Below are 11,378 nucleotides of genomic sequence, written 5' to 3' on the forward strand. Positions count from 1 at the left end.
CATTAAGGCTTAAAGTTACAGCATTAAGGCTTAAAGTTACAGCATTAAGGCTTAAGATTAAAGCGATCGCTGTTGACTACTCAATGCAAAACAAATCTCACAAGAGCGATTGCGATCGCTAACTCACTTTTGGGTGCTGTTTTTTTCCTTATTGATTTTTTTGGCTAACGATCACTTGACTTTTAAGACAGTCGCTACATCTTGATTTTAGCCATGTTCCTTAATTAAACGTCACCACAGAACGAATCGATTCACCCTTGTGCATTAAATCAAAAGCATTGTTAATCTCTTCAACTGGCATGACATGGGTAATCAAATCGTCAATATTAATTTTACTCTCCATGTACCAATCGACTATTTTCGGTACATCTGTACGTCCCCTAGCGCCACCGAAAGCTGTCCCTTTCCAAACACGTCCAGTTACAAGTTGAAACGGACGGGTGCTAATTTCTTCACCTGCACCAGCCACACCAATAATTACACTTACACCCCAACCTTTGTGGCAACATTCTAAAGCTTGGCGCATGACTTTGACATTACCAATACATTCAAAACTGTAGTCAGCACCACCTTTAGTTAGATCAACTAAATAAGCGACTAAATCACCTTCAACTTCTTTGGGGTTCACAAAATGCGTCATCCCAAATTTTTCTGCTAAAGCGCGTCTATTGGGGTTGATATCTACCCCGACAATCATATTTGCTCCCACCATCCGCGCTGCTTGGACGACATTTAAACCAATACCACCCAAGCCAAAAACTACTACATTCGCTCCTGGTTCTACTTTTGCTGTATTGATGACTGCACCAATACCTGTTGTGACGCCGCAGCCAATGTAACAAACTTTATCGAAAGGTGCATCTTGGCGAATTTTAGCAACAGCAATTTCTGGTAGTACTGTATAATTAGCAAAGGTAGATGTACCCATGTAGTGTAGAATTTTCTTACCACCAATAGAGAAGCGACTTGTACCATCAGGCATGACACCCTTTCCTTGGGTGGCGCGGATGGCTTGGCAAAGATTGGTTTTGAAACTGAGACAATATTCACACTGACGGCATTCGGGGGTATAAAGGGGTATAACATGATCCCCTGGTTTGACACTGGTGACACCTTCTCCCACTTCGACAACAACACCAGCGCCTTCGTGTCCTAAAATTGCAGGGAATAATCCTTCTGGATCTTTGCCAGAAAGAGTGTAAGCATCTGTATGACAAACTCCACTGGCTTTGATTTCTACCATGACTTCCCCAGCTTTGGGGCCTTCTAGTTGTACACTTTCAATAGTCAAAGGTTTGCCTGGTTCGTAAGCCACTGCTGCTTTTACTTCCACGATCGCTCTCCTGTTTTGTTCACTCAATCAGCATGATCTGAGTTTATTGCAAACAAATCTAAGGTTAAAGGGTAAAAAGAATTGAAATCTCGGCATTGCTGATTTAATGTATGAAAATGATTTTGCGTAATGCCAAAATCTTTGTAGAGACACGATATATCGTGTCTCTACATTCGGATTCATACCGCATTCAGCAACGCCGAAATCTCTTTTCCCTTTACCCGTCAATCATGAGAAAATCTCTCTAGTAACACGAAAATATAACTCTTCCTACACCCCTACACCCTTTTTCAAGTTAGTTAAAAGCATCTTTGATATTATCAACAGTGCGTTCAACAGCATTCTTTGTTTTGTCTACTGCTTTTTGAGTCCGATATGCATCTTTTTCTGCTCTTTTCTGAATTGTAGCTGCATCTGTTTTTGCTTTGCGCTCAATAAAACTATCATTATCATCTGTTGCTTGCTCAACACGTTTAGCATTATTCTTTGCTGTTTGTTCAACTTGATTTGCTGTATCTCGGATGAAACCCTTGGCTCGTCGAGCATCTTGATTGGCTTTCCCTTGCACTTGATCGCCCATGTCTGCTGCTGCGATCAAGTTTACAGCAGGAGCAGCCATTGCTGAAGTGTTCGAGAAAAATGCACTTTGCCAAGTAAAAGCGATCGCTGATACACAAAATAGAGTTGTTGCGAGCAAGCGTCCTACAGTTGAAATAACTTTCATAAAATACTAATGTCCATGAGATTTAGTATTCTCATATTTACTTCATCTAGCTCATCAGCTAAAACATTCTCTAGACAGAGCTTTTCTTGTCTATTTTTATAAAAAAACTCGCTCTTTTAATAGATTCTAAAATTTTTGAGCAATCTGAAAAGCAGAAATATAGGACAACTGAAGACTTCCACCAAATTCATGGTCTATTCTATTCCGCAATTGTGCAAATAAAGCCTCTTTGCTTTGCGGCTCTAATTTGAGATATGGTGAATAAGTATTCAAAAGCGTCAAATACTCATCAACTGTATAGGTGACTTCAGACTCAACATTTGCGGCTATCAAGTTTTGAAATTTACCAGAATCTGTGATCATTTCCCCTAATTCTCCCAAAATATTTTCTTGAGTTTCTCTATCTTCATATCGGTCTAGGGATGGAGCGTGGATTTGATAGACTTCGGATAAACGTTGGAAAACTTGATAGCTTGGCTGAAGTTCTTTGTTCCACAATAAAATTAAGTAGCCATTTTCTTTGAGAGCATTTGCTGCTTTTGGATATCCAACTTCTGACGGTATCCAATGAAAAGAACTCGCTGCTAAGACAGCATCAAATTTTTCTGGTTCTAAGTTCCATTCCTCAAACGAGATGTTTTGAATCTCTACATTTGCATACTGTTGACAATTTTGTTGAGCTAACTGACAAAAATCTGAGTTGGGTTCTAAACATAACATGGAGCAACCTAATGGAGCAAATGCAACCGTTGCAGTTGCTGGGCCACATCCCACCTCTAGAATTTTTGAAGTTGAGGATAGTTGAACAATATCTACAACTTGACGAATCAAATCTTGAGGATAACGTGGTCTTGCTTTGTTGTAAGCTTCTGCTGCTGGAGAATACCATTTTTTGCGCTGTTCTAAGTCTTTATTGGAGTAACTAGCGATAATTTCTTTAATGTTTTTCATAATTTATTTGTGTGAGCTTTGGCAAATAAATCGGTAAGTCTTAATATATTTACAGACTCTTCGATACTGGGGTTTTAGTGGAAGAATCAGAAAATTACTTTACCAAACCATTAAATTTATTTGAGTACGAACAGCAGGCGCAAAAGTGCTTGTCTCCTATGGTTTGGGATTACTACGCTAGTGGTGCTTGGGATGAAATCACTTTGCGGGACAATCACGCGGCTTTCGATAGAATTAAACTTCGTCCGCGCGTGCTAGTCGATGTGAGCGATCGCCATCTTACAACTACGATTTTAGATCAACCTCTGCAAATGCCTCTGTTGATTGCACCGATGGCTTTTCAATGTCTTGCTCATCCAGAAGGAGAATTAGCGACAGCAAAAGCTGCATCGAGTGCGGGTGTGGGTATGGTGTTGAGTACGCTGTCTACCAAAAGTCTCGAAGAAGTCGCTCAGATTTATTATTCAAATTATTCGCAAACTCCCAATCCACCTTTGTGGTTTCAGTTATATATCCATCGCGATCGCAATCTCACTCGTGCTTTAATTGAACGTGCTTACACAGCAGGTTATCAAGCGCTGTGTGTCACTGTCGATGCACCTGTTCTTGGGAAGCGGGAACGAGATACACGCAACCAATTCACCCTACCACCAGGTTTGCAACTAGCAAATCTTGTTACTATTTCGGGACTCAACATTCCTGATCAAGAGGGAGAATCTGGGTTATTTACTTATTTTGCCCAACAACTCGACCCGTCGGTCACTTGGCGCGATTTAGAATGGTTACAGTCTATATCTCCCTTACCATTGGCAATCAAAGGAATTTTACGCGGTGATGATGCTGTCCGTGCTGTTGAATGTGGCGCTAAAGTCATTATTGTTTCTAATCATGGTGGACGTCAACTAGATGGTGCGATCGCTTCCTTCGATGCTTTAGCTGAAATCGTAAAAGCTGTAGATGGACGTGCTGAAGTAATTGTAGACGGTGGTATCCGTAGAGGTACTGATATTATCAAAGCCTTAGCATTGGGCGCAAAAGCTATTATGGTGGGGCGTCCTGTATTGTGGGGATTAGCTGTAGATAGACAAGCTGGTGTAAATCACGTCATTGAAATTTTACACAATGAACTTGATTTGGCAATGGCGTTAAGCGGTTGTGCCAAATTAGAAGATATAGATTCTAGTCTGTTGGTACTTGGTAATTAGTAGTTTAGTGGTTAGTAGCCTTCGTGACGTACTCCCACACTGACTGCAAGCACTTTTGGATTGAGCTAAAAAATTTGACTCTTCTTACACCCTTATACCCCTACACCCCTTTTTTTAATTTTTACGCTACATGTGGCAAGAACCGTGTTTTTACTCATACAATCGAAAACAGGCTTTGTTGTATCCAACACAAGCTCAAATATATTTTCACTGATTTCTCCGTTAATAACTTAGGCTGAAAAGCGATCGCACTTTCTACACATGATGGTAAACAGAACCAATGATATCGGTTGGCAAGCACGTCAGGGTAGCGTTGCTGCGATTATTCAAGTGTTAAATGAAAAATTAGCAAATTCTGGCGTGAGAACCAGAGCAATTTATCATGATGGTGTATTACAAATTCTGTGTGAGGCTTCCACACTAGATAAACTAGAGCAATCTAATTTAGTGAAGCAAATTCAGCAAATTCTGGAGTCAATCAAACCGCGTAATATTCGTAGAGTCAATGTCAACAGTCGCATAGTTCGGGAAGAACAATTGTTATGGTTAGAAGAAATTATTCGTGATCCAGAAACACAATTACTCTGGTCAGAAGAAATTATTTTAGAACAGCCTAATGTTTTCCAGCAATTAATTAAGAATTACCAACATCAAAAATCTGAATCAAGAAAAATAAATTTAACTAAAAATCAATTCTCTCAGCCAATACCAATTAATAAGAAAATCAATAATTCTGCTTTGAGTAGAATATTATTTTCTTTAAGTTTAAGCTTATTTTTACTCTTATTAAGCTCAGTAATTTATGCATTATTAAATGGTAAACTGCATAATCCCTTAATACCAGAAACAGCCATATCTCTAATCCCAATACAAAAATCTCCAAACTTAGAAGACTCATTTGTAATAGCAGTACGCATTGCTAACCAAGCTTCTGATGCAGCTAAAACGGCAAAAACCTCAACTCAATGGTTAGAAATAGCAGCCGACTGGCAAAGGGCTTCTGAGTTAATGCGTAATGTCCCACCTAGCCATAGTCGTTATCAAGAAGCACAAATTCGGACTAAGTTGTATCAGGAATATAGTGAAGCGGCACAGAAAGAAGCTGAGAAGAATTGACAAAATACAGGCGTAGAAACGCGCTTAATTTCGTCTCTACGAATTACCAGCACAAATATTTCTCGTTCGGCTCTTCCAAATCCAACCAGAGTCTGGCGCACTAATCTCTATCCAACCATTTTCTTCTTTACCAGTAACTGTCACCTTAGTTCCGGCTTTGATAACTTTTCCTGTTCTCCTCTGTCCAGATATAGAGCGTAAATTAGATGAGTTAACAACGACTACACAACTATTATTTTCTTTACTTTTATTTTTATTGGTTGTTTCTTTAACTTGATTTTTTGCAGTTACAGACGAGGGTTGGGGTGGACGACTTGTGGTAATCACACCGTTAACAAGTATAATGCCAGCAACACTACCAACAAGTAATAATGGTAAGTGGCGACGTTGAATCTGGAAATTAATCTTTAGTGGAAATGGATTTAAACTAGGAGTTTTTGTTAACTTTTGTACATGGGGTATTGTGGGTGGAATTGTGGCTGTCGAACCAGATGTAGAGACTATTGTCGGATCTGGGGGGACGTAGCAAGGTTTTGCTAGTTCCTGGAGCGATCGCATCACCTTAGTTGCAGACACATAGCCTTGTTGCCAATAATCTCGGAATACCTGGTTGACAAAAGTTGCGACAGCCGTTGGTGTATTGGGATTAGTAATGGCGGCGAGTGCTTGCTGTACATCGGTTGCTGACTGATAGCGCTCTTTGTTGTGTTGGCGCACCATCTTCGCTAAGATCGCTGCTAAGGGTTCACTCACTTGACCATGATGCTGCCAAATTATCTCCCTGCTCCCAAGTTCTTCTCCTAGTTGTTTGGGATGTAAACCTGTCAAAGCTTGAATGGCAATCATACCCAAAGCATAAATATCACTATTGGGATATGGTCTACCTAGTGCTTGTTCGGTTGGCATGTAACCAGGTGTGCCAATCGGCATTGTCTCATTTTTGAGTTGATCTGGAGTCATGCACGAATACATCTTCACTTGCTTGACAGCGCCAAAGTCAACCAAAACCAGCTTGTGATCGGAACTACGACGAATGAGATTATGAGGTTTGAGATCCTGATGAATTACTTCATTAGCATGGACAAATTCGAGGATGGGTAAAACTTCTTGCAGCAGATGAATTACTTGATTTTCGTTCCACTGCGATCCCATCTCCAAAGATAGCAGATTGCCAGGAACAAACTCTTGCACCAAGTAAAATTCTTCGTCTTCTTCAAAATATGCCAGTAGCCTGGGAATTTGGTCATGGTTGCCCAAAATTTCCAGGGTTTCGGCTTCTCTTTTAAATAAGCGTCTGGCTGTTTCCAAAAAATCGGGATCGCTATTAGCTGGTTTAAGATGTTTAACTACACAGGAAGGATTACCAGGACGGCGAGTATCTTCGGCGATATAAGTATGACCAAATCCGCCTTGAGCTAGTACTTGAACGACCTGGTAGCGTCGGTCTAGCAATTTGCCAATCATGCTATGGCTGATGTGATGTAAAAAGTTAACAACTATAAACTTTTACCATCATAAGTATTTTCTTCAGGATAAATCGCAAAATTCACTGGCATTTGAGGGACGAAATTAAACAAAATCAAGACTTTTTTGGGGTTTTCTGTCGCTCAACTCAACCTACTTTTCAGTTTCACACCAAGAGTATTGAAAATTACGCTGTATGTGAAACAGCACCTAAAACCCAATACGCTTGGTGTTAAGGATTTTTGGTATAAAAATTTGGTCTGTAGAGACGCGAAATTACCCTGTGGGATCTTGCTACGCGTCTGATACAAAGGATTGTGGGCTTAACACCAAGCGTATTGACCTAAATACTCATCTCCAACATCCGTTGAATCGGACGCAACGCCGCTAACCGTATTTCTTCAGACATCGTAATTTCCGGCGTACGGTTTTTCATTGCTAAATACAATTTTTCCAAAGTATTCAACCGCATAAACGGACATTCATTGCAGTTGCAATTATTAATCGGTGGCGCAGGAATAAACTGTTTGGATGGTGCAGCTTTCTGCATCTGATGAATAATTCCCGGTTCCGTAGCTACAATAAATTCTTGAGTTAGACTTTGTTGACAATATTTCAGTAAAGCTGCTGTAGAACCTATGAAACTAGCGTGACGCAAAACAGCAGGTTCACATTCTGGATGTGCGATCGCTTCTGCTTCTGGATGTGCTATTTTCAATTGAACAATTTTCTTTTCTGAAAAAGTCTCATGAACAATACAGCTACCTTGCCATAACACCAGATCTCGGCCAGTCTGTTCCATCACATACCGTCCCAAATTCCGATCTGGTGCAAAAATGATCGGTTGGTCTTTGGGTATCTGCTGCACAATTTTGACAGCATTGGAACTCGTACAAATAATATCGCTCATCGCTTTAATTTCAGCAGAGCAATTTATGTAAGAAATTACTAAATGTCCGGGATGGGCTGCTTTAAAAGCTGCAAAAGCTTCTGGAAGACAGGTATCTGCTAAAGAACAACCTGCATCTAAATCTGGTAACAGCACCATTTTATCAGGATTGAGAATCTTTGCTGTTTCAGCCATGAAGTGAACGCCAGCAAAGACGATCACATCAGCATTGGTGTCGGCTGCTGCTTTAGAAAGTTGTAGAGAATCGCCAATAAAGTCTGCAATATCTTGAATATCTGGCTCTTGATAATAATGAGCCAGGATAACCGCATTCAATTCTTTTTTTAAGCTTGCGATCGCCGCAAATAAATCTAATGGTAATGCACCCGGTTGGGTTTGATCTCGTTGAATAAGTGCAGTTGTAAACACAGTTAGGCGTGGCTTTATTTTACAAGTAGTTGTCTTGTTTTAGTAATTATAGTAGTTTTTACCAAAAATGGAAGGAGGGTAACACTCCCTTGACCTGTAACATGAATTGTTCTTGATCCTCACGAGTAAATTCATAAATCAAACCGGATTCCTATATATAAACAAGTATGACTCTGGTTACATTATTTACTCGTAATTGCATTTTTTTAGTAGGGTCGGTACTACTCTGTCAAGATTGAGTAAGGGATAATTTTTGACGCTAATAATTGCTGAAACGGTGATGCGGAGAAAAATAATCCCTCAAAATTAAATTCGTACACTAGTACTCGTTTTTTTATAGGTAATATATTTGACTGCGTTAAAAATTAAACTTGAATTATTGAACAAAGATCATTAGGAAAAATAGTTGTAAAAATTTTCCAAAATACCTTAAAATCAGTATTCATGCAAAATAATATTAATTATTAAGCTAAAGATCAAAGCTTAACAAGCTAAAAAATAGCAAGATTGGGTGCTGCTGCTTTTTAATTTATAGTGTGTTTTCCTTAAGTAGTATTTGAATAATTGTGACTCGGCAAAAAATTCCTTTAGGGTAGACCTCGCTTTTCGGAGTAAGTGTGAGAATTTGTAGTCCAAATTGAAAATTTGAGACTTGTCCTCTATACCCTTGGGTAAAAATAGGATGTAGCTTAATTCGCTGAAATATTGTGGTTAGTGTTGCATTCGTCTATATTTGTTCAGTTTGATCAAGGTCATTCGGATAAGGCCAAAAATCTTGTGTAGAAACCATAAATTTATGGTCTCTACATGACAAAAGAATGGCAAAAATCCTCAACCGAACCGTGTTGAGTCTGTTTCTGTATTCATGAATTTGAATACAAAACCTCATGTATGTTGTCAATTATTCCTTTTGAAAATCAGAAAACATCACATCTGAACTTAGTGATGCATGGAAATTATTTTCAGCAGCATGATGTATTTTAGTTTACTTGGAACACACGCTCAATGCTTAAAAATCATCGCAGTAATTACCAAAATATTTTTAGACCTACACAAACCAAAGCAACTACTTCAAAATTACAAAAATCTCTATGGCAGAGGTTTGTCAGTTTTCCAATCAGCAGCAATCATCTAACAGTTTTAATTTTGTCTCAATTAAGTCTGACTATTGGATTAGGTATTAGCTCGACTATAATTATTAATCGCAGTTTTCAGACTCAATCACTCAAGCAGGCAAAATCAGAACTTAATACAACAGATTTGAATTATCATCTCAAATCAAATCAAATAGTTCCTAACATCACTACTGTCACAAATAAAGGAAATATCCCTGTAAGCACAGAGAATCAGTCAGTAGCTGTTTTGATACAGGTAACTAAAGAAATTGAACTGCAAAATTTACTCGGACAAAATTGGCTGCAATACATCTTATCAGGAGTTTTTGCTTTAGTTGTGATTGGAATCTGGACATATATATTGAAGCGAACTACTCTTCAATCAATAAAACAAATCAAATACGCCATCCAAAAATTGACGAATGGCGATCGCTCTGTCAGAGTCAAGATTCGTACTAACGACGAAATCGGACAATTAGCTGTAGCTTTTAATCAAATGGCAGAAACAATTGCCCAAAAAGCAGAACAGCAGGACAATGAAGCCAAGATCGCCAAACAAGTCAACAGGATTACCCTTCGCATTCGGGGATCGCTCAACACTGCACAAATTTTGAACGTAGCAGTAACAACCATCCGATCAGCCATTCAAGTAGATCGAGTCGTTGTTTACCGCTTTGATCAAAACTGGGTAGGAACAATTGTAGCTGAATGTGTTGATGATCAATGGACAAGTGCCTTGGGTGCAGAGATTGCAGATCCTTGTTTTGCTCAAGATTACATAGACAAGTATCAAAGAGGCCGTGTCCAAGCTATAGAAAATATTTACGAAGCAGGTTTAACTAAATGTCACATTAGTCAACTTGCAGCCTTTGAAGTGCAAGCGAATTTAGTAGCACCAATTTTGCTCAATAATAAGCTATACGGTTTACTGATCGCTCATCAGTGTTCTAGTCCTCGTCAATGGCAAGAATCAGAAATTGATTTGTTTAAGCAGGTTGCAATTCCCATTGGTTACGCCCTCGAACAAGCATATGTTTTGGAACAATCTGAGCAAGCTCGTTCTCGTGCAGAATTGCTAGCGATCGAGCAGAGTCAACAAAAAGAAGCATTGCAGCGACAAATCATCAAACTACTGCAAGATATCGAAGGAGCATCCAAAGGTGATTTGACGGTGTATGCAGAAGTTACCCAGGGAGAAATTGGGACAATAGCAGACTTTTTCAATACTATAGTAGAGAATCTCAGAGAAATAGTCACCAAAGTCAAGACCTCTGCAATTCAGGTAAATGCATCTCTTGGTGAAAACGAGGGTGCAATCCGCCAACTTGCTAACGAAGCTATCAAACAAGCAGTGGAAATTAACCATACCCTCGATAGTGTCGAACGCATGACACTTTCCATTGCAGATGTTGCAGTTAATGCTCAAAAAGCTGCTGAAATTGCCCATACAGCTTCTTATACTGCTCAAAAAAGCGAAACAGCAATGGATTTGACAGTACAAAAAATCTTTAACTTGCGATCGACTATCGATGACACAGCCAAAAAAGTCAAACGTCTTGGTGATTCTTCAGAACAAATTTCTCGAATAGTCTCTTTAATTAACGAGATTGCTGTGCAAACAAACTTGTTAGCAGTCAACGCTGGGCTGGAGGCCGCAAGAGCTGGTGAAGGAAGCCGAGGGTTTGTGGTAGTTGCAACAGAAGTTGGTGAATTAGCAGCACGTTGTTCTGACGCTACCCTAGAAATTAAACAGATTGTCGAAAATATTCAACGGGAAACCAACGAAGTTGTCAAAGCAATGGAACAGGGAACTACTCAGGTAGTCGAAGGCTCTCGCATCGTCGAAGATGCTAAAACCTCCCTCAACCAAATTCTCACAGTCTCTCGTCAAATTGATGAGTTAGTGCAATCAATTTCCCAAGCCACAGTTTCTCAAGTCGAAACATCGCAAGCAGTGACCAAATTAATCACAGAAATTTCCCAAGTCTCACAAACGACAAGTCAATCATCACGTTATATTTCTCAATCATTGCACCAAACCGTAGGAATTTCTCAAGAATTGGAAGCAACTGTGGAGAATTTCAAGGTTCAATAATGTTAAAACCCACATTCCGCACTTCAAATTGAAGTACAAAGAGATTACATCATGAGA

8 protein-coding genes are annotated in these 11,378 nt (G+C 39.4%); 3 read left to right on the plus strand and 5 right to left on the minus strand.

Features of this window, described 5'->3' with window-relative positions; translation table 11 throughout:
* Window positions 1-220: 220 nt before the first annotated feature.
* From AC5JMK_RS16690 to AC5JMK_RS16700, 3 genes are all read right to left on the minus strand, one after another.
* The gene (locus tag AC5JMK_RS16690; RefSeq protein WP_495910606.1) at window positions 221-1,333 is read right to left on the minus strand and encodes an S-(hydroxymethyl)glutathione dehydrogenase/class III alcohol dehydrogenase; all 1,113 of its coding nucleotides are present in this window, start codon (window positions 1,331-1,333) and stop codon (window positions 221-223) included.
* Between the two features lie 295 nt (window positions 1,334-1,628).
* The gene (locus AC5JMK_RS16695) at window positions 1,629-2,057 is read right to left on the minus strand and encodes a hypothetical protein (protein WP_495910607.1); all 429 of its coding nucleotides are present in this window, start codon (window positions 2,055-2,057) and stop codon (window positions 1,629-1,631) included.
* Between the two features lie 126 nt (window positions 2,058-2,183).
* A complete protein-coding gene (locus AC5JMK_RS16700) occupies window positions 2,184-3,008 on the minus strand; it encodes a class I SAM-dependent methyltransferase (protein WP_495910608.1) in 825 nt (274 codons plus the stop codon).
* Window positions 3,009-3,085: 77 nt separating this feature from the next.
* Here AC5JMK_RS16700 and AC5JMK_RS16705 point away from each other — a divergent pair, with 77 nt between their 5' ends.
* Together AC5JMK_RS16705 and AC5JMK_RS16710 are read left to right on the plus strand one after the other, a co-directional pair.
* Window positions 3,086-4,213, plus strand: coding sequence for an alpha-hydroxy acid oxidase (locus AC5JMK_RS16705; protein WP_495910609.1), 1,128 nt, complete (start codon window positions 3,086-3,088; stop codon window positions 4,211-4,213).
* A 264-nt stretch (window positions 4,214-4,477) separates the two neighbouring features.
* The gene (locus AC5JMK_RS16710) at window positions 4,478-5,329 is read left to right on the plus strand and encodes a hypothetical protein (RefSeq protein ID WP_495910616.1); all 852 of its coding nucleotides are present in this window, start codon (window positions 4,478-4,480) and stop codon (window positions 5,327-5,329) included.
* A 36-nt stretch (window positions 5,330-5,365) separates the two neighbouring features.
* Here AC5JMK_RS16710 and AC5JMK_RS16715 read toward each other — a convergent pair whose 3' ends face one another.
* Together AC5JMK_RS16715 and nadA are read right to left on the minus strand one after the other, a co-directional pair.
* Entirely contained in the window at window positions 5,366-6,793 is a 1,428-nt protein-coding gene (locus tag AC5JMK_RS16715) for a protein kinase domain-containing protein (protein WP_495910610.1), read from the minus strand.
* Between the two features lie 343 nt (window positions 6,794-7,136).
* On the minus strand, window positions 7,137-8,111 hold the full coding sequence (gene nadA / locus AC5JMK_RS16720; protein ID WP_096677219.1) for a quinolinate synthase NadA: 975 nt from the start codon (window positions 8,109-8,111) through the stop codon (window positions 7,137-7,139).
* A 1,005-nt stretch (window positions 8,112-9,116) separates the two neighbouring features.
* Here nadA and AC5JMK_RS16725 point away from each other — a divergent pair.
* Window positions 9,117-11,321 (plus strand): methyl-accepting chemotaxis protein, encoded by a 2,205-nt coding sequence (locus tag AC5JMK_RS16725; RefSeq protein ID WP_495910611.1) that lies wholly within the window; start codon window positions 9,117-9,119, stop codon window positions 11,319-11,321.
* Window positions 11,322-11,378 lie beyond the last annotated feature (57 nt).

The organism is Pelatocladus sp., assembly GCF_059505505.1.

Bases quoted from the DNA above. Each gene is read 5' to 3' on its own strand.
- AC5JMK_RS16695 (WP_495910607.1), bottom strand. From the start codon at position 2,057: ATGAAAGTTATTTCAACTGTAGGACGCTTGCTCGCAACAACTCTATTT.
- AC5JMK_RS16700 (WP_495910608.1), bottom strand. From the start codon at position 3,008: ATGAAAAACATTAAAGAAATTATCGCTAGTTACTCCAATAAAGACTTA.
- AC5JMK_RS16710 (WP_495910616.1), top strand. From the start codon at position 4,478: ATGGTAAACAGAACCAATGATATCGGTTGGCAAGCACGTCAGGGTAGC.
- AC5JMK_RS16715 (WP_495910610.1), bottom strand. From the start codon at position 6,793: ATGATTGGCAAATTGCTAGACCGACGCTACCAGGTCGTTCAAGTACTA.
- AC5JMK_RS16725 (WP_495910611.1), top strand. From the start codon at position 9,117: ATGCTTAAAAATCATCGCAGTAATTACCAAAATATTTTTAGACCTACA.